General features: G+C 75.3%; 16 protein-coding genes. 15 read left to right on the top strand and 1 reads right to left on the bottom strand.

From position 1 onward, the window contains the following. Positions 1 to 271: 271 nt before the first annotated feature. The 5 genes from K3554_RS01335 to K3554_RS01355 all read left to right on the top strand — a co-directional run bounded on the left by K3554_RS01335 (position 272) and on the right by K3554_RS01355 (position 3849). Positions 272 to 955: a hypothetical protein gene (locus tag K3554_RS01335; protein WP_259942613.1), complete on the top strand. Its 684-nt coding sequence runs from the start codon at positions 272 to 274 to the stop codon at positions 953 to 955. Between the two features lie 265 nt (positions 956 to 1220). Next, positions 1221 to 2009, top strand: a complete 789-nt coding sequence (locus K3554_RS01340; protein ID WP_259942616.1) for an exodeoxyribonuclease III — start codon at positions 1221 to 1223, stop codon at positions 2007 to 2009. A 67-nt stretch (positions 2010 to 2076) separates the two neighbouring features. Then, positions 2077 to 2994: a tetratricopeptide repeat protein gene (locus K3554_RS01345; protein ID WP_259942618.1), complete on the top strand. Its 918-nt coding sequence runs from the start codon at positions 2077 to 2079 to the stop codon at positions 2992 to 2994. Between the two features lie 25 nt (positions 2995 to 3019). Further along, positions 3020 to 3661, top strand: a complete 642-nt coding sequence (locus K3554_RS01350) for an LON peptidase substrate-binding domain-containing protein (RefSeq protein WP_259942621.1) — start codon at positions 3020 to 3022, stop codon at positions 3659 to 3661. 35 nt (positions 3662 to 3696) lie between these two features. Next, entirely contained in the window at positions 3697 to 3849 is a 153-nt protein-coding gene (locus K3554_RS01355; protein ID WP_259945729.1) for a Trm112 family protein, read from the top strand. 5 nt (positions 3850 to 3854) lie between these two features. Here the strand turns inward: K3554_RS01355 and K3554_RS01360 are convergent, their stop codons facing one another. Further along, positions 3855 to 5093, bottom strand: a complete 1239-nt coding sequence (locus tag K3554_RS01360; RefSeq protein WP_409197328.1) for a UbiH/UbiF/VisC/COQ6 family ubiquinone biosynthesis hydroxylase — start codon at positions 5091 to 5093, stop codon at positions 3855 to 3857. Between the two features lie 43 nt (positions 5094 to 5136). On the opposite strand from K3554_RS01360, the gene K3554_RS01365 reads away from it, so the two are divergent. From K3554_RS01365 to lpxK, 10 genes are all read left to right on the top strand, one after another. Then, positions 5137 to 6462: an amidase gene (locus tag K3554_RS01365; RefSeq protein ID WP_259942624.1), complete on the top strand. Its 1326-nt coding sequence runs from the start codon at positions 5137 to 5139 to the stop codon at positions 6460 to 6462. A gap of 108 nt (positions 6463 to 6570) precedes the next feature. Continuing rightward, positions 6571 to 7764 carry an aminotransferase class I/II-fold pyridoxal phosphate-dependent enzyme gene (locus tag K3554_RS01370; protein WP_259942627.1) on the top strand — a complete coding sequence of 398 codons (1194 nt, stop codon included), beginning with the start codon at positions 6571 to 6573 and terminating at the stop codon, positions 7762 to 7764. An 11-nt stretch (positions 7765 to 7775) separates the two neighbouring features. After that, the gene (locus K3554_RS01375; protein WP_259942629.1) at positions 7776 to 10571 is read left to right on the top strand and encodes a DNA translocase FtsK; all 2796 of its coding nucleotides are present in this window, start codon (positions 7776 to 7778) and stop codon (positions 10569 to 10571) included. 125 nt (positions 10572 to 10696) lie between these two features. Continuing rightward, the gene (locus K3554_RS01380; protein WP_259942630.1) at positions 10697 to 11302 is read left to right on the top strand and encodes an outer membrane lipoprotein carrier protein LolA; all 606 of its coding nucleotides are present in this window, start codon (positions 10697 to 10699) and stop codon (positions 11300 to 11302) included. 144 nt (positions 11303 to 11446) lie between these two features. Continuing rightward, the gene (locus K3554_RS01385) at positions 11447 to 12898 is read left to right on the top strand and encodes a DUF2125 domain-containing protein (protein WP_259942632.1); all 1452 of its coding nucleotides are present in this window, start codon (positions 11447 to 11449) and stop codon (positions 12896 to 12898) included. A 109-nt stretch (positions 12899 to 13007) separates the two neighbouring features. Next, positions 13008 to 14360 (top strand): TldD/PmbA family protein, encoded by a 1353-nt coding sequence (locus tag K3554_RS01390; RefSeq protein WP_259942634.1) that lies wholly within the window; start codon positions 13008 to 13010, stop codon positions 14358 to 14360. After that, positions 14347 to 15123, top strand: a complete 777-nt coding sequence (locus K3554_RS01395) for a 3'(2'),5'-bisphosphate nucleotidase CysQ (RefSeq protein WP_259942636.1) — start codon at positions 14347 to 14349, stop codon at positions 15121 to 15123. Before K3554_RS01390 ends, K3554_RS01395 begins: the two co-directional genes overlap by 14 nt. Positions 15124 to 15151: 28 nt before the next feature. Beyond that, the gene (locus K3554_RS01400) at positions 15152 to 15400 is read left to right on the top strand and encodes a DUF4170 domain-containing protein (protein WP_259942638.1); all 249 of its coding nucleotides are present in this window, start codon (positions 15152 to 15154) and stop codon (positions 15398 to 15400) included. A gap of 122 nt (positions 15401 to 15522) precedes the next feature. Then, complete coding sequence (locus tag K3554_RS01405) at positions 15523 to 16692, top strand: 3-deoxy-D-manno-octulosonic acid transferase (protein WP_259942640.1); 1170 nt, start codon at positions 15523 to 15525, stop codon at positions 16690 to 16692. Beyond that, entirely contained in the window at positions 16689 to 17648 is a 960-nt protein-coding gene (gene lpxK / locus K3554_RS01410) for a tetraacyldisaccharide 4'-kinase (RefSeq protein ID WP_259942642.1), read from the top strand. Before K3554_RS01405 ends, lpxK begins: the two co-directional genes overlap by 4 nt. Positions 17649 to 17678 lie beyond the last annotated feature (30 nt).

The following is a 17678-nucleotide window of genomic DNA, read 5'->3' on the forward strand; positions in this document are numbered from 1 at the left end:
CGCCCCGGCCTCGCGCCGGGGCCTCCGCCCACCACGGGCGCTGGCGGCGGAAGCCTCGCCCCCCAACCCCACCACCTGCTATCGGCCGCCCTCGCGGGCGGCCGCTCCTCCCTCGGATCGGTCCACTGGACCGATCCGCCCGCCGGCGGCGGGACGGTCGTCGCAACCCAGATGCCACACTTCCCCGGCGTGCCGCCGCGCCGCTCGGCGCGCTCCACGGTCCCGCCCCATTCCGATGCCATGAGGGACGGAACCCAAGCCGGATCCCTCCATGCCGTTGCCGTTCCGCAAGCCCCCGCCGCCCGCCCCGAAGCCCCCGCAGCGCGCCGGGGGCCGGTCCTTCGCCGGCCTGCTCGCGGTGCTGCTCTCGGCCCACGAGGCGGGCGCGCAGGAGATCCCCGGCTTCCTGCCCCACCAGCGCGAGCCGTTCTTCGTGTTTCCCGACGCCCTGCGCCTCTCGCTCGAGAGCCTGCCCTGGATCAGCGTCGTCGCGCTCGTGCTCGTCATCGGCAGCATCGCGGCCAGCCTCCTGCGCCGCGCCGCCGAGCGCCGCCGCGCCGAGCGCCGCGCGATCCTCGCGCCCGAGGGCGGCGAGCGGTTCATGATGCTCGACCTCCTCGTCCACGCCGTGCGCCGAGGCCGCGCGCCCGACGACCATCGCCTCGCCCGCGCCGCGCAGATCGCCCGCGAGGTGGCCGGGCTGAAGGACGCCGAGACGCGCCTCGGCGAGGCCTCCGCCCTGTGCGACCGCCCCGTCACCGCCGGCACGTTCCGCTGGATGCGCGGCGCGCTCTCGGACGCGAGCCGCCGCCGCCTGTTCGAGACCGCGCTGGCCGTGCTCTTGGAATCGGGCCCCCTGGAGGAGCGCGAGTTCGCGTTCCTCGGCTGCCTCGCCCGCGGCATCGAACTGGCCCCCGGCGAGGCCGGCGAGCTGCGCTGGCTCCTCCCGGCCTGAGCTCCGTTCAGCCTCGCCACGGGCGAACGCCTCCGGCGCCTTCCGGGTCTTCGTTCCAGAAATGCCTTGGGGGGGTCCGCGGGCATCTGAAGATTGGTCCGGTGGACCGATCCGCCCGCGGACGGGCGAAGCCCCGGAAGCCCGCCGGGGGCATGGTGGCGAAGCCCCTTCCCGGCGCCCCGACGTATGCACGGGGGGTGCACAGGGGGTGCACGCAGGGTGTACGCCCCTTCCAGCCGATTCCCCGACCCTGCCCGGAGCCCCGATGCCCCTCACCGTCGCCACCTGGAACATCAACTCGGTCCGCCTGCGCGAGGGCCTCGTCACGCGCCTCCTGCGCGAGGAGGCGCCCGACGTGCTGTGCTTGCAGGAGTGCAAGAGCCCGGTCGAGAAGATGCCCCTCGCCGCCTTCGAGGCGCTCGGCTACCGCTGGGCGGCGGCGCGCGGGCAGAAGGGCTACAACGGCGTGGCGATCCTCTCGCGCCTGCCCATGGAGGACGCCGGCAGCGCCGACCACGCGGCCCTCGGCCATGCCCGCCACGTGGCGGGGCGATTGGGCGACGGCACCGTGATCCACAACCTCTACGTGCCCGCCGGGGGCGACGTCCCGGACCGCGAGGCGAACCTCAAGTTCGACCAGAAGCTGCGCTATCTCAACGACATGCGCGACGCCTTCCACGCCGACCGGCCCCGGCGCGCGATCCTCGTGGGCGACCTCAACATCGCCCCGCGCGAGGACGACGTGTGGTCCCACAAGCAGCTCCTCCGGGTCGTCTCCCATACCCCCGTCGAAGTCGAGCACCTCGCCGAGACGCAGGACGCCGGCGGGTGGGTCGACGTCACCCGGCAGGACATCCCCGAGGGCCTCCTCTACTCGTGGTGGTCCTACCGCGCCGCGGACTGGGATGCCGCCGACAAGGGCCGCCGCCTCGACCACGTCTGGGCCACCCCCGACATCGCCTCCGCCGCCCACTCCTCCCGCGTCCTTCGAAGCGCCCGCGGCTGGGAGAAGCCCTCCGACCACGCCCCCGTCTTCGCCACCTTCGACCTCTGAGGCCCCGCGCTTGCGGGCACCCCCCGCCCCGCCTAAGTGAGCCACGACCCATCCCGAGGAGGCCGCCATGCTCGAATTCGGACAGAAGCCCGCCGGCGCCGCGCTGTCCGCGCACGTCGTGGACGCCACCGACCGGACCTTCATGACCGAGGCCGTCGAGGCCTCGCGGACCGTGCCCGTGATCGTCGACTTCTGGGCCGCCTGGTGCGGGCCCTGCAAGGCGATGACCCCGCTCTTGGAGGGCGAGGTGGCGCGCGCCGGGGGTGCCGTGAAGCTGGTCAAGGTGGACGTCGACGCCAACCCCGCCGTGGCTCAGCAGCTCCAGGTGCAGTCGCTGCCCACGCTGCTGATCCTGTGGCAGGGCCAGCCCGTGGACACCATTCCCGGCGCGCTGGGCCAGGCGCAGGTCGCCCAGCTCGTCTCGCAGGTCGCCGCCCTGGGCGGCGGCGCGGAGGACGGCGGGCTGGCCGAGGCCGTGGCCGCCGCCGAGGAGATGCTGGCGAACGGCGAGGCCGCGGACGCCGCCGAGACCTTCGCCGCCGTGCTGGGCGAGGACCCGGAGAACGCCGCCGCCTTCGGCGGGCTGGCCCGCGCCTACCTCGCGGTCGGCGACGTGGACCGGGCCGAGGGCCTCCTGAGCACCGCGCCCGACGCCATCTTCGGGGCCCCCGAGCTGGAGGCCGCGCGCGCCCAGGTGGCGCTGGCCCGGCAGGGCCAGAACGCCGGTCCCGTGGGCGAGCTCCAGGCCCGCGTCGAGGCCGATCCCGCCGACCACCAGGCCCGCTACGACCTCGCCCTGGCGCTGCAGGCCTCGGGCGACGCCGAGGGCGCCGTGGAGCAGCTGCTGGAGCTGTTCCGCCGCGACCGCGAGTGGAACGACGGCGCCGCGCGCGCGCAGCTCTTCACGATCTTCGACGCCGCCGGCCCCAAGGACCCGCTGGCGATCCGTGGCCGCAGGCGCCTGTCTTCGATGATCTTTGCCTGAGCGCCCCGCGCACTAGGTGAGGGCCATGATCAGACAGGCCGACCTGCCGGACACGATCCCGGTCTTCCCACTTCCCGGGGCGCTGCTGCTGCCCCGCTCGCGGCTGCCGCTGCACATCTTCGAGCCGCGCTACCTGCAGATGATCGAGGACACGCTGCGCACGGAGCACCGCCTGATCGGCATGGTGCAGCCGCGCGCCAAGCCCTCGGGCGACGGGCGCGCGCTGCAGTCGATCGGGTGCGCGGGGCGCCTCACGCAGTTCTCGGAGACCGAGGACGGGCGCTACATGATCACGCTGGCGGGCGTGTCCCGCTACCGGGTGACCGCGGAGCAGAGCGGGTTCGAGCCCTACCTCAAGGCCGACGTGGACTGGTCCAGCTTCGGGCGCGACCTGGGCCGCCCCGAGACCGACGAGGGCTTCGACCGCCCGGCCTTCCTGGACCTCCTGCACCGCTTCTTCGAGTCGCAGGAGTTGTCCACCGACTGGGACTCGCTGGGCGACGCCGAGGAGGAGATGCTCGTGAACTCGCTGTCCATGCTCTGCCCCTTCGACCCCGAGGAGAAGCAGGCCCTGCTGGAGGCGCCCACGCTCGAGACCCGGCGCGAGACGCTGGTGACGCTCATGGAGATCGGCCTGCGCGAGAACGGCGACGAGGTGGTGCAGTGACCGAACCGCGCGAGGCCCCCGAGCACGACCGCCGGATGCTGGAGGCGCTGGTGTGTCCCCGCACCCACGGCCCCCTCTCCTACGACGCCGAGCGGCAGGAGCTGGTGTCGCGCTCCGCCGGGCTGGCCTACCCGATCCGGGGCGGCATCCCGATCATGCTGGTGGACGAGGCCCGGCAGATCGACTGACCGGGCTACTCGCGCATCAACGCGGGCAGGTCGCCCGCGAGGCCGGCCGCCTCGCGGATGAAGTGCCGCTTGAGGGGCGCGGCGGCGTCCACCGCGCCGAGGCCGAGCCGCCGCAGGCCGCGCAGGACGGGGTCGTCGTTCGAGAACAGCGCGTTCACCGCATCCGTCGCCACGCCCATCTGCGCCGCGTCGAAGCGCCGCCACCGGGCGTAGCGCCGCAGCACCGGCGCGGAGCCGATGTCCTCGCCCCGCCGCCGCGCCGCGGCCACCACATCGCCGAGGGCGGCCACGTCCTTGAACCCGAGGTTCAGGCCCTGCCCGGCGATCGGGTGGATGCCGTGCGCCGCGTCCCCCGCCAGCGCCACGCGCTCGGCCACGAGGTCGGCGGCGTAGTCGCGCGCGAGCGGATAGGTGCCGCGCCGCCCCACGATGCGGATGTTCCCGAGGAACGAGCCGAAGCGCGGGCGCAGCTCCTCCAGATAGGCATCGTCGCCGAGGGCATGGATGCGCTCGGCCTCCTCGCGGGTCTCGGTCCAGACCAGCGACGAGCGGTCCCCGGCGAGCGGCAGGATGGCGAGAGGGCCCGCGGGCAGGAACAGCTGGTGCGCCACGCCGCCGTGGGGCCGCTCGTGGGCCACGGCGCAGGTCAGCGCGGTCTGGCGGTAGTCCTTGCGGGTGCGGCGCAGGCCGGCGCGCAAGGCCACGCCGCTCGCCCGCCCGTCGCAGCCCACGAGGAGGGACGCGCGCAAGGATTCGCCGCCTTCCAGCGTCACGGCGATGCCGGCCGGCTCCGGGGCCTGCGCGACGACGCGCGCCCCGAACCGCATCGTGACGCCGCCCTCGGCGTCGCAGGCGGCGAGCAGGGCGTGGCGCAGGTGCCGGTCCTCGGCCATGTGCCCCATCGACGGCTCGCCGATCGCCTCGGCGTCGAAGCGCAGGTGCAGCGGCGAGGCGCCCTCGCCCGCGCGCCCGTCCGAGGCGCGGATCGCGCGGATCGGCTCGGGGTCCTCCAGCCGCTCCCACACGCCCAGCGCCCGCAGCATCCGCACCGAGCTAAGGGCCAGCGCGTAGGCGCGCCCGTCGAACGCGCCCCGCTCCGGGCGGGCGCCCGCATCGAGCAGCGTGCAGCGCATGCCTGCGCGGGCGAGGGCCAGGGCGGCGAGCGGGCCGTTCAGCCCCCCGCCGACGATGAGGGCGTCGGTGTCCATGGAGGCGAGGTAGGCGGTGCGGGCGCGGTTGTCCAAGGGCGGCGGCGTCTCTAGCGTCGCGGCGATCGGGGAGGACGGCATGCAGGACTGGCTCTGGACGGGCGCCGCGGCGCTGGGACGCGGCATCGCGGCGGGCGAGATCGACCCCGAGGCGCTGTGCGAGACCCATCTCGCCGCCATCGCCGCCTCGGAGCATGGGGGCAGCATCTACAGCCACGTCACCGAGGCGCGCGCCCGGCGCGAGGCCGCCGCCGCCGCCGCGCGGGCGCGCGCCGGCCGGCGGCTGGGGCCGCTTGACGGCGTGCCGGTCAGCTGGAAGGACCTGTTCGACACCGCCGGAGCGCCCACCGAGGCCGGCTCGCGCCTCCTGCGGGGCCGGGTGCCCGAGCGGGACGCCGAGGTGGTCGCCACCGCCACCCACGGCGGCGCGGTGTGCCTCGGCAAGACCCACATGAGCGAGCTGGCCTTTTCGGGCCTCGGCCTCAACCCGATGGCCGCCACGCCCCCCGGGCGCCACGACGCCGAGGCCGTGCCCGGCGGCTCCTCGTCGGGCGCCGCCGCCTCCTTGGCCTTCGGGTTGGCGCCGCTCGCCATCGGCTCGGACACCGGCGGATCGGTGCGCACGCCCGCCGCCTGGAACGACCTCGTGGGCCTCAAGACCACCGCCGGGCACCTCTCCTTGCGCGGCGTCGTCCCCCTCGCCGAGAGCTTCGACACCGTCGGCCCCCTTGCCCGCTCGGTCGAGGACGCCGCCCTCGGGCTGGCGCTTCTGGAAGGGTCGAGGCCCCCCGACCTGCGCGGTGCGACGCTGCGGGGCGCGCGCCTCCTGGTGCTGGAGGACTTCGCGGACGGCTCCGAGGACGCCCCCCGCGCCGCCTTCGAGGATGCCGCCCGCCGCCTCGCGGACGCGGGCGCCGCGCTGGAGCGGCGGAGCCTCGCCTGCGTCGCCGAGGCGATGCCGCTGTCGGCGGAGGTCTTCGCGCCCGAGGCCTACGCCATCTGGGGCGAGCGCATCGAGGCCGATCCGGGCGCGATGTTCCCGCCGATCCTCGCCCGCTTCCGCGGCGGGCGCGAGGCCCCCGCGCACCGCGTCCTCGCGGCGTGGCGCCGCCTGAGATCCCTGCGCGTGGACTACGCCCGCGAGACGGCCCCGTTCGACGCCGTGATCCTGCCCACCGTCCCGATCCTGCCCCCGGACCGGGGCCGCCTGCTGGCCGACGAGGCGTTCTACGCCGAGCGCAACCTCGCCGCGCTGCGCAACACCCGCGTCGGCAACCTCATGGGCCTGTGCGGCCTGAGCCTGCCCACGGGCGCGCCCTCCTGCGGGCTGATGATGCTGTGCGGACCGCTGCGGGAGCGGCGCCTCCTGCGTCTGGGGCAGGCGGCGGAGGCGGCCCTTGCCTGATTGCCACACCGCCCGTCCGAGGCGGAGCGCACCGTGGACCGCCGGGCCGCGCCCCTGCTAGCCTGCCGCCAAGCGGGGCCGGCAGAGCACCCGCAGCGAGGCACAGGCATGGAATCACCGGAGCGGTTCGCCGCACTGCCCGACTACGCGTTCCCGCGCCTGCGCGCGCTTCTGGAAGGCGTGGACCCGGGCGACTCCGAGCCCGTGGAGATGACCATCGGCGATCCGCGCCACGCGCCGCCCGCCTTCGTGGCCAAGGTGGTGGCCGAGCACGCCGCCGCCTTCCGCTCCTACCCGCCCAACGACGGCGCTCCCGCGCTGCTGGAAGCCTGCGCCCGCTGGCTCGGGCGCCGCTACGATCGCCGCGCCGACCCCGCGACCGAGATCATGGCCCTGAACGGCACCCGCGAGGGCCTCTTCAACGCCTGCCTCGCCCTCTGCCCGGAGCGGAAGAACGGCGCCCGGCCCTTCGTGCTGACGCCCAACCCCTTCTACCAGGTCTACGCCGCAGCGGCCCTCGCCGTGGGCGCCGAGCCGCGCTTCGTGAACGCCGGGGCGGACACGGGGCACCTGCCCGACTTCGCCGCACTGGATGCCGCCACGCTGAACCGCACCGCCGTGGTCTACGTCTGCTCGCCCGCGAACCCGCAAGGCGCGGTCGCCTCGCTCGATTGGTGGTCCGCGCTCCTGCGCCTCGCGGAGCGCCACGACTTCCTCGTGTTCGCCGACGAGTGCTACGCCGAGATCTACCGCGGCGCGCCCCCGGTGGGCGTGCTGGAGGCCGTGCGCGCCACGGGCGCCGACCCCGAGCGCGTGGTCGCCTTCCACTCGCTGTCCAAGCGCTCCTCGCTCGCGGGCCTGCGCTCGGGCTTCGCGGTCTCGGGGCCGAAGACCATCGCGGCGATGAAGCGCCTGCGCGCCTATGCGGGCGCCCCCCTGCCCCTGCCGCTCCAGATGGCCGCCGCCGCCGCCTGGGACGACGAGGTCCACGTCGAAGCCAACCGCGCCCTCTACGCCGCGAAGTTCCAGGACGCCGCCGAAGCCTTCGCGGACGTGCCCGAGGTGGCGATCCCCGAGGCCGGCTTCTTCCTCTGGCTGCCCGTGCCCGGTGCCGAGGGCGGCGAGGCCGCCGCCCTGCGCCTGTGGCGCGATGCGGGCGTGAAGGTGCTGCCCGGCGCCTACCTCGCCCGCGACACGCCTGCCGGGAACCCCGGCCACGACTACGTTCGGGCGGCGCTGGTCGCCGATCCCGCCAACACCGCGCGCGGCCTCCGCCGCCTGCGCCGCACCCTCTACCGATAGGAGCCGCCCCGATGGCGTACCAGGTCCGACAGCGCGATCCCCTCCTGGACAGCACCGTCCAGATCACCCTGGCGCGGCGCGGCCGCGAGGGCCTCGGCGTCGTCCTGGTGCTCGCCGGCGCGCTCCTGGGTCTCGCGCTGTGGAGCTACCACCACGGCGACGGCGCCTGGCTCGCGTCCTCGCCCGCCTCGCCGCGCAACTGGCTGGGCCTGCCCGGCGCGACCGTGGCCGCGCCGCTGATGCTGGTGGTGGGCCACGGTGCCTTCGCGCTGGCCGCGGCGATGATCGTCTGGGGCGTGCGCTTCGCGGGCCACTGGGGCTCGGAGCGGGTGCTGCCCCGCGCTCTGTTCGTGGCGCTCTGGGTGCCGGTCTGCGCGGTCTACGCCTCGTCCACCGTGCCCGGCCCGAACTGGGGCCACGACTTCGGCAATGGCGGGCTCTTGGGCGACACCGTGCTGGCGATGCTGATCTCGCTCCTGCCCATCGGCGCCGCCGCGGGGCTGAAGCTGCTCGCCCTCGCCGTGGCGGCGGGCGCCGCGATCCTGGGCGCCTGGGTGCTCGGCTTCACGCGCGAGGAGCTGGCGCGCTTCGGGGCGTTCGTGCTCTGCGGCTTCGGCAGCGTCTGGTTCCTGGTCCGCACCGGCTCCGCCGCCGCGCTGCGCGGCGCGGCCGGGGGCGCGCGGGGGGCCGCCGGAACCCTGCGCGAGCGCCGCGCGGCGGCCGCGGAGGCCGACGACGACATCGTGGTCGAGGACTTCGAGGCCGACGAGGCCCCCGCCCCGCGCCGCTTCCTCAGCTTCCTGAACCGCACCCTCGCGGACGCCGAGGCGGCGCCAGCCCGCGCCGAGCCTCCCGTCAGCGATGACGACCGGGTCGCGGGGCGCATCGCCTCGGCGGTCCGCACCCGCGTGCGCCGCGCCCACATCTCCGAGGCCCTGCGCCCCGAGCCGGTGGTGGTCCCCGCCGCGGCCCCGCGCACCGAGCCGGTGCTGCGCCGCGCCGACGCCGCCCCCGCCGCAGCCGCCGAGCCGGTTGCCCCTGCCGCGCCGGTCGCACCGGTGCGGCGCGTTCCCGTCGCGCCCGAGGCGCCCGCGCCGCGCGCGGAGCCGGAGGCCGACGACGAGGCGCTGTTCGAGGCCCCCGCCGCGTTCGAGGCCGTCGACGCCCCCGAGACCCCCGCTACGCCGATCCGCCGCGACCGCGCCCCCGCGCCCGCACCGGCCCCCGCGCCCGCCGAGGCCCGTGCGACGCCGGCCCCGGCGCCCCGCCCCGCCCCCGCCGCCGCGACCGACTGCGACTTCGAGCTGCCGCCCCGCGCGCTGCTGGCCGACCCCGCCTCGGTGGAGCGCCACGTGCTGCCCGACGACAAGCTGCAGGAGAACGCGCGCCTCCTGGAGAGCGTGCTCGAGGACTACGGCGTGAAGGGCGAGATCGTCTCGGTGCACCCTGGCCCCGTGGTCACCATGTACGAGCTGGAGCCCGCGCCCGGCCTCAAGGCGAGCCGCGTGATCGGGCTGGCCGACGACATCGCCCGTTCCATGTCGGCCCTGTCGGCGCGCGTCTCCACGGTGCCGGGCCGCTCGGTGATCGGCATCGAGCTGCCCAACGAGCGCCGCGAGAAGGTGGTGCTGCGCGAGATCTTCGACGCCCGCGACTTCGACGACACCGGCTCGAAGCTGGCGCTGGCCCTGGGCAAGGACATCGGCGGGCGCGCCGTGGTGGCCGACCTCGCGCGCATGCCGCACCTGCTGATCGCGGGCACCACGGGCTCGGGCAAGTCGGTGGCGATCAACACCATGATCCTGTCGCTGCTCTACCGCATGACGCCCGACGAGTGCCGCATGATCATGATCGACCCCAAGATGCTGGAGCTGTCGGTCTACGACGGCATCCCGCACCTGCTGTCCCCCGTGGTCACCGACCCCAAGAAGGCCGTCACGGCGCTGAAGTGGGTCGTGGGCGAGATGGAGGAGCGCTACCGCAAGATGAGCCGCATGGGCGTGCGCAACATCGACGGCTACAACGGCCGCGTGGCCGAGGCGCAGGCCAAGGGCGAGATGTTCAGCCGCACGATCCAGACCGGCTTCGACGAGGAGACCGGCGATCCGGTCTTCGAGACCGAGGAGTTCGAGCCGGTCAAGCTGCCCTACATCGTGGTGATCGTGGACGAGATGGCCGACCTGATGATGGTGGCCGGCAAGGAGATCGAGGCCTGCATCCAGCGCCTCGCGCAGATGGCGCGCGCCTCCGGCATCCACCTCGTGATGGCCACGCAGCGCCCGTCGGTCGACGTCATCACCGGCACGATCAAGGCCAACTTCCCGACCCGCATCTCCTTCCACGTCACCTCGAAGATCGACAGCCGCACCATCCTCGGCGAGATGGGCGCCGAGCAGCTCCTGGGCATGGGCGACATGCTCTACATGGCGGGCGGCTCCAAGATCACGCGCGTCCACGGGCCGTTCTGCTCGGACGAGGAGGTCGAGGAGATCGTGAACCACCTCAAGAGCTTCGGCCCCGCCGAGTATGCCGCGAGCGTGCTCGACGGCCCCGACGACGACAAGTCCTCGGACATCGACGCGGTGCTGGGCCTCACGGGCGGCAACACCGGCGGCGAGGACGCGCTCTACGACCAGGCGGTGGCGATCGTGGCCAAGGACCGCAAGTGCTCGACCTCCTACATCCAGCGCAAGCTCGGCATCGGCTACAACAAGGCCGCGCGCCTCGTGGAGCAGATGGAGGACGAGGGCGTGGTCACCGCCGCGAACCACGTCGGCAAGCGCGAGATCCTGGTGCCGGAGGCGTGAGCGGCCCCCCCCGCGCCACCGCCCCGCGGGGGCGCGTCATCGCCTAGCGCCCCGCGGCGGTTGGCAATCGGAACCCCTCCGACCCTATATGCGTCGGACACCGACCCAACCACCGGGAGCCATCCATGCGCCTCGCCGCCCTCTTCCTCGCCGCCGCCACCGCGGTGGTCACGGCCCTGCCCGCGCAGGCCCAACTCTCCGTCAGCGAGATCAGCCGCTACCTGAACTCGTTCCGCACCGCCCAGGCGGCCTTCACGCAGGTGAACGCCGACGGCACGATCTCCACGGGCGACCTGATGATCAGCCGCCCCGGCCGCGCCCGCTTCGACTACGATCCCCCCAACCGGGGCCTCGTGATCGCCGGCGGCAGCCAGGTCGCGATCTTCGACCCCGTCAGCAACACCGCGCCCGAGCAGTACCCGCTAAGCCAGACGCCGCTGAACCTGATCCTGCGCGAGCAGGTCAACCTCGGCTCGTCGGGCATGGTGGTGCGCCACGGCGGCGACGCCACGCAGACGGCGATCACGCTGCAGGACCCGCAGAACCCCCAGTACGGCAACATCGAGCTGGTGTTCACGCCCTCGCCCACCACGCTGCGGCAGTGGAAGATCACCGACGACTCGGGCCAGCAGACCACGGTGATCCTGGGCGACATGCGCACCGGCGTCGGCCTCGGCACCGCGCCGTTCAACATTCCCGTCGAGATGCGCCGCCGCGGCGTCGGGAACTGATCGCCCCGGGCGGCCCCCCCCGCGGGGGGGCCGCCCCCGCCCGGGCCTGCAGGCGGGATGAACCATTCCGCCGCCGCTTCGGTTGACGGCCCGCCGGGCGTGGCAGATGCTCCGCCCCCGATCTTCAGCCCAAGCAGGTGGCCCATGCTCAGACTTCTCTCCGCCGTGTCGGCTTGGGCGATCCTCGCCGCCGCCCCCGCCGCCGCGCTCACCGCGCCCGAGCTGTGGGAGAGCTGGCAGGCCACGCTGGGGCGCTACGGCGCCACGCTCACGGCCGAGTCCGAGGACTACTCGGGCGGCACGCTGCGCCTCGAGGGCATCGTCGCCGAGGCCCCCGCGGTGGGCGACGCGGAGCCTTCGACCACCCGCTACGGCGCCCTGAGCCTCGTGGAGGTGGACGGCGCAGTCCGCATCGAGCCGCCCGCGCAGCTCGAGATCGAGACCACCTCGGGCGGCGAGACCTCGGCGCTGGTGCTGGAGCACGAGGGCCTCGACTACACCGTGCGCGAGGAGGACGGCGCCCACGTCTACGACGGGGCCGCGGCGCGCCTGAGCTACACCATCGACGACGTCTCCGAGGGCGACTCCGAGGCGCCGGTGCCGATGACCCTGACCCTGAGCGACGTGGCGTCGCGCACCCGTCTGGGCGCGGACGACCGCTACGAGGGCACCTTCTCGGGAGGGATGCGGATCGAGGCCACGTCGGAGGGCATGCCGTCCTTCACGCTCGACTACGCGCTCGCCGGGATCGAGGGCACGGCCTCGGGCACGCTGCCCGATCCCGGCGCGCTCGCCGGCGATCCCGCCGCCGCACCGGAGCGGATCGCCTTCGACCTCGACACAGAGGTCACCCATGCGGGCGGGCGCACCGCGCTCCAGGGCACCGGGCCGCAGGGTCCGTTCGCGGTGGACGGCAGCTCGGGCGGGGGCCGCATCGCCGTCGCCCTGTCGCCGGAGGCGATGGGCTACGAGGTCTCCTCCAGCGAGATGGCCATCACCCTCACCCGGCCGGGCCTGCCGCTGCCCGTGAACCTCTCGCTGGCCGAGGCGAACGTCGCGCTGGACGTGCCGCTGGCCGCGGATGCCGGGCTCCAGCCCTACGCCATGCGGGTCCTCCTGGAGGAGCTGGCCGTGGACGAGACGCTCTGGGCGCTGTTCGACCCCACGGGACAGCTCGCCCGCGATCCGGCCACGCTGGAGCTGGCGATCGACGGCGAGGCCGAGGTGCTGGCCGATCTGTTCGACCCCGCCGCGATGGAGGCGATGGCCGGCTCTCCGCTGCTGCCGCGCACCCTGAACCTCGCCGCCCTGCTGGTGCGCGTCGCGGGGGCCGAGCTGCGCGGCACCGGCGCCCTGCAGTTCCCGGGCCTGCCCGCGAACCCGATGCCGCTGGGCACCGCGACGCTGGAGCTGGACGGCGGCTTCGCGCTGCTCGACGGCCTCGTGGCGCTGGGCTTCGTGCCGCCGCAGCAGGCGGCGCTCGTGAAGGGCATGGCCGGCGCCGTGGCCCAGCCCGTGGGCGACGACGCCCTGCGCTCCGACCTGGAGTTCACCGAGACCGGCGTGCTCGCCAACGGCCTGCCGCTGCCGTTCTGACGCCTGCCGCGGGGCGGCGCACGCCGCCGCCCCGCGCCGCCCCGCCGCGGTTGTGCCCGTGCCCGCCGCGCCCTACCTCCGGACTGCACCGCCCGGAGGCCCGCCGCCCATGACCCAACCGACCGATCTCGCCGCCCTCGCCGGCGACCTGCTCCATGCCGCCACCCGCGCCGGGGCCGACGGCGCCGACGCGCTCGCCGTGGACGGGGCCTCGGTCTCGGTGGACGTGCTGCGGGGCAAGCTCGAGCATGCGGAGCGCTCCGAGGGCGTGGAGATCGGCCTGCGCGTCTTCGTCGGCCACCGGCAGGCCTGCGTCAGCGCCTCGGACACCCGCCCCGAGACGCTGCGGACCATGGCCGAGCGCGCCGTGGCGATGGCCCGCGAGGCGCCCGAGGACCCCCACGCGGGCCTGGCCGACCCTTCGCAGCTGGCCGAAGCGTGGGACGCCGCCGCGCTCGACCTCGTGGACGGCGCCGAGGCCCCCTCTCCGGCCGAGCTGCAGGACTGGGCCGCACGGGCCGAGGCCGCGGCCCTCGCCGTGGACGGCATCGCGCAGGTGTCCAGCGCGGGCGCGGGCCACGGCGACCGGCGCATCCATCTGGCGGCCACCAACGGCTTCTCGGGCGGCTACCGCCGCACCGGCACCTCGCTGAGTTGCGTCGCCATCACCGGCGAGGGCACCGGCATGGAGCGCGACTACTACGGCGACAGCCGGGTGCATCGCGCCGACATGGACGACCCCGAGACCGTGGGCCGCCGCGCCGCCGAGCGCACGGTCGCGCGGCGCGGCGCGCGCAAGCCCCCCACCGGCGCCTATCCCGTGCTTTACAACGAGCGCGTGGCGGGCGGCTTGATCGGGCACCTGCTCTCGGCGGTCAGCGGCTCGGCCGTGGCGCGCGGGGCCACTTTCCTGCGGGACGCGCTGGGCGAGGCGGTGCTGCCCGAGGGGATCGACGTCTGGGAGGACCCGCTTCTCGCCCGCATCTCCGCCTCGCGCCCCTTCGACGCGGAAGGGCTGCCGGTGGCGCGCCGGGACATCGTGCGCGGCGGCGTGCTCGAAGGCTGGACGCTGGACCTCGCCACGGCGCGCAAGCTGGGGATGCCGAGCACCGGGAACGCCGCGCGCGGCACCTCGGCGCCGCCCTCGCCCTCGGTGACCAACGTGCGGATGACCGAAGGCGCCGCGACCCGCGACGCACTCCTGCGTGAGATGGGCACGGGGCTGCTGGTCACCTCCATGATCGGCTCCTCGATCAACCCCACCACGGGCGACTACTCGCGCGGGGCGTCCGGCTTCTGGGTCGAGGGCGGCGAGATCGCCTACCCCGTCAACGAGTGCACCGTGGCGGGCAACCTGCGCGCGATGCTGCGGACCATCGCCCCCGCGAACGACGCCCGCCCCTGGGTGTCGCGCGCGGTCCCGAGCCTGCGCGTCGAGGGGCTGACGATTGCGGGCGGCTGACGGCGACCGCGCGCTGCTGGAGCGGGCGGCCCGCGAGGCGGGGCGCATCGCCATGGGCTTCTGGCGGCGCTCTCCAGAGGTCTGGCAGAAGGGCGACCAGGGCCCCGTCACCGAGGCCGACCTCGCCGTCGATGCCATGCTGCGCGAGATGCTGCTGGAGGCGCGCCCGGGCTACGGCTGGATCTCCGAGGAGAGCCGCGCCGTGGACCGGGGCGCCGAGCGGGTGTTCGTGGTAGATCCCATCGACGGCACCCGCGCCTTCGTGGAGGGCGGGCCGGACTTCACCCATGCGCTCGCCGTGGTGGAGCGCGGCGCGCCCGTGGCCGCCGCGGTGTTCCAGCCCGCGAAGGGCCGCCTGTGGAGCGCGGCATCGGGGGCGGGCGCCACGTTGAACGGCGACGCGCTCGCGCCCTCGGGGCGCACGGCGCTGGAGGGGGCCGCCGTGCTGGCCGCCAAGGTCGCCGAGCGGCCCGAGCACTGGCGCGCGGCGCCCGGCTTCCGCCGCAGCTTCCGCTCCTCGCTGGCCCTGCGCATGGCGCTGGTGGCCGAGGGGCGCGTGGACGGCATGATGACCCTGCGCCCCTGCTGGGAGTGGGACATCGCCGCCGGCGCGCTTCTGTGCCTCGAGGCGGGCGCCTCGGCTACGGACCGCCATGGCGATGCCTTGCGCTTCGCCAACCCTCATCCGCAGGTGGCGGGCGTCCTGGCGGGAACCCCGGGCGTCCACGCCGCGCTTCTGGACCGTCTCGCTCCGGCCCGCTAGGCGGAGGCGAGCCAACAGGAGAGTCCCGATGCCCCAACAGCGCCTGCACCTCGTCTTCGGCGGCGAGCTGGTGAACCCGCAGTCGACGCAGTTCGCCGACCCCTCCAAGATCCACATGGTCGGCATGTTCCCCGACTACGCCTCGGCCTACGACGCGTGGAAGCGCGAGGCCCAGCGCACCGTGGACGACGCCCACGCCCGCTACTTCATCGCCCACATCCACCGCCTGCGCGACGAGGAGCGCGAGGCGAGCCCCACCGAGGAGCTGGGCGCCTGAGCACCCGGCCCCCGCGCTCGGCGGCGCTCGGCGCCTACCTCGCCGCGTCGGCCCGCGCCGCGCCGCTGGCCGAGCGCGCGCTGCGCCGCCGCCTCGCCGACGGCAAGGAGGACGCCCCGCGAATGGACGAGCGCCGCGGCATCGCCTCCGAGCCGCGCCCCGAGGGGCCGCTGGTCTGGCTCCACGGGGCCTCCGTGGGCGAGACGCTGTCGCTGCTGGAGATGATCCGCCGCATGGGCGAGGAGCGGCCCGACCTCCACTTCCTCGTCACCTCCGGCACGGTCACCTCCGCGGGCCTCTTGGCCACGCGGATGCCGCCGCGCACGGTGCACCAGTACCTGCCCATGGACGTGCGCCCCTGGGTGCGCCGCTTCCTCGACCACTGGTGCCCCGACCTCGCGGTGCTGGCCGAGAGCGAGCTGTGGCCCGCGCTGATCCACGAGACCCACCGCCGCGGCACCCCCCTCGCGCTGCTGAACGCGCGCATGACCGAGCGCTCGTTCCGCCGCTGGGCGCGCTTCGGACGCGGCGCGGCGCATTCGCTGCTCGCCCGCGTGGACCACGTGCAGGCGCAGGACGCGCTGACCGCCGAGCGGCTGCGCGCGCTTGGGCTGGACCCAGCGAAGCTGGAGATCACCGGCACGCTGAAGGAGGGCACGGCCGCGCTCGCCCACGACGAGGACGCCCTCGCGCAGCTGCGCGCCGAGACGGTGGGCCGGCCCGTGTGGCTGGCCGCCTCGACCCACGAGGGCGAGGAGGCGCTGGCCGCCGCGGCCCACGGCCACGCGCTGCGCTCCTGGACGCGGCTCCTGATGATCCTCGTGCCGCGCCACCCCGACCGCGCGCCCGCCATCGCGGGCGGCCTACGCGCGGCGGGCTGGAAGGTGGCGCGCCGCTCTTCGGGCGAGCCGATCCGCCCCGAGACGCAGGTCTACCTGGCCGACACCATGGGCGAGCTGGGCCTGTGGTACCGGCTGGCCCCCGTCAGCTTCGTGGGCGGCAGCCTGGTGCCGGTGGGCGGGCACAACCCGTTCGAGCCCGCCGCGCTCGGATCGGCCATCCTCCACGGCTCCCACGTCGAGAACTTCGCCGACATCTACCGCCGCCTCCAGGACGCGGGCGGCGCGCGCGAGGTGGACGGCGAGGGGCTGGGCCGCGTCCTCGCCGAGGTGCTGGAGCCGGACGCCGCCGCGCGCATGGCCCATGCCGCCTGGGAGGTCTGCTCCTCGGGCGCGGACGTGACCGAGAACGCGCTCGACCTTCTGTTCGCCATGCTGGACGGCGTGGATTGAAGGCGCCCGGCTTCTGGTCGCGCCCGCCGGGCGTGGCATCTGCGCTGCTCGCGCCCCTGGGCGCGCTCTACGCGGCGGCGACCGCGCGGCGCGTGACCCGCTCCGGCCTACGCGTCGGCGTGCCGGTGATCTCGGTCGGCAACCTCTCGGCGGGGGGCACCGGCAAGACGCCGGTGGCGATGGACCTCCTGGGCCGCATCCCCGGCGCCCACGCGGTCACCCGCGGCCATGGCGGGCGGCTCGCGGGCCCCGTCCGGGTCGATCCGAGCACGCACACCGCGGCCGACGTGGGCGACGAGCCGCTGCTGCTCGCCGCCTTCGCGCCCACTTGGGTCGCCCGCGACCGGGCCGCGGGGGCGCGCGCCGCAGAGGCCGCGGGTGCACGGGCGATCGTGCTCGACGACGCGCACCAGAACCCGGCGCTGCGGAAGGACCTGAGCATCGTGGTGGTCGACGCCGAGGCCGGCTGGGGCAACGGACGCACGATCCCCGCCGGGCCGCTGCGCGAGCCGGTGGCGGCGGGCCTCGCGCGGGCCGACCTCGTGGTGTCGCTGGGCCCGACGGCGGCGCAGGCGGCGCTGTCGCTGCCCTCCGCCCTGCCCCGCGCGCGCGGGCACCTGGCCCCGCTGCGGACCGGCATGGACTGGCAGGGCCTGCCGGTCTTCGCCTTCGCCGGGATCGGGCGCCCCGAGAAGTTCTTCGCCACGCTGGAGGCGCTGGGGGCCGACCTGCGCGGCACGGAGGCGCTGGCCGACCACCAGCCGCTGACCACCGCGCTGTGCCTGCGGCTGGGCGAGCGGGCCGCGCAGCTCGGCGCCCAGCCGGTGACGACGGAGAAGGACGCGGTGCGCCTGCCCGCGGGCCTGCGGGGCCGCGTGCTCGTGCTGCCGGTGCGGGTGGCCTGGGACGACGACGCCGCCCTGGGGGCGGCGCTGGAGGGGCTCGGCATCCCCTGAGGGCGGGGGCGGGCGCCGCGCGCCCGCCCC

The sequence above is a fragment of the Jannaschia sp. W003 genome, from assembly GCF_025144335.1.
In the GTDB taxonomy this organism is placed as follows: Bacteria; Pseudomonadota; Alphaproteobacteria; order Rhodobacterales; family Rhodobacteraceae; genus Jannaschia.

Bases quoted from the DNA above. Each gene is read 5' to 3' on its own strand.
- K3554_RS01335 (WP_259942613.1), top strand. From the start codon at position 272: ATGCCGTTGCCGTTCCGCAAGCCCCCGCCGCCCGCCCCGAAGCCCCCG.
- K3554_RS01400 (WP_259942638.1), top strand. From the start codon at position 15,152: ATGCCCCAACAGCGCCTGCACCTCGTCTTCGGCGGCGAGCTGGTGAAC.
- K3554_RS01345 (WP_259942618.1), top strand. From the start codon at position 2,077: ATGCTCGAATTCGGACAGAAGCCCGCCGGCGCCGCGCTGTCCGCGCAC.
- K3554_RS01390 (WP_259942634.1), top strand. From the start codon at position 13,008: ATGACCCAACCGACCGATCTCGCCGCCCTCGCCGGCGACCTGCTCCAT.
- K3554_RS01365 (WP_259942624.1), top strand. From the start codon at position 5,137: ATGCAGGACTGGCTCTGGACGGGCGCCGCGGCGCTGGGACGCGGCATC.
- K3554_RS01350 (WP_259942621.1), top strand. From the start codon at position 3,020: ATGATCAGACAGGCCGACCTGCCGGACACGATCCCGGTCTTCCCACTT.
- K3554_RS01380 (WP_259942630.1), top strand. From the start codon at position 10,697: ATGCGCCTCGCCGCCCTCTTCCTCGCCGCCGCCACCGCGGTGGTCACG.
- K3554_RS01405 (WP_259942640.1), top strand. From the start codon at position 15,523: ATGGACGAGCGCCGCGGCATCGCCTCCGAGCCGCGCCCCGAGGGGCCG.
- K3554_RS01375 (WP_259942629.1), top strand. From the start codon at position 7,776: ATGGCGTACCAGGTCCGACAGCGCGATCCCCTCCTGGACAGCACCGTC.
- K3554_RS01355 (WP_259945729.1), top strand. From the start codon at position 3,697: ATGCTGGAGGCGCTGGTGTGTCCCCGCACCCACGGCCCCCTCTCCTAC.
- K3554_RS01370 (WP_259942627.1), top strand. From the start codon at position 6,571: ATGGAATCACCGGAGCGGTTCGCCGCACTGCCCGACTACGCGTTCCCG.
- K3554_RS01385 (WP_259942632.1), top strand. From the start codon at position 11,447: ATGCTCAGACTTCTCTCCGCCGTGTCGGCTTGGGCGATCCTCGCCGCC.
- K3554_RS01340 (WP_259942616.1), top strand. From the start codon at position 1,221: ATGCCCCTCACCGTCGCCACCTGGAACATCAACTCGGTCCGCCTGCGC.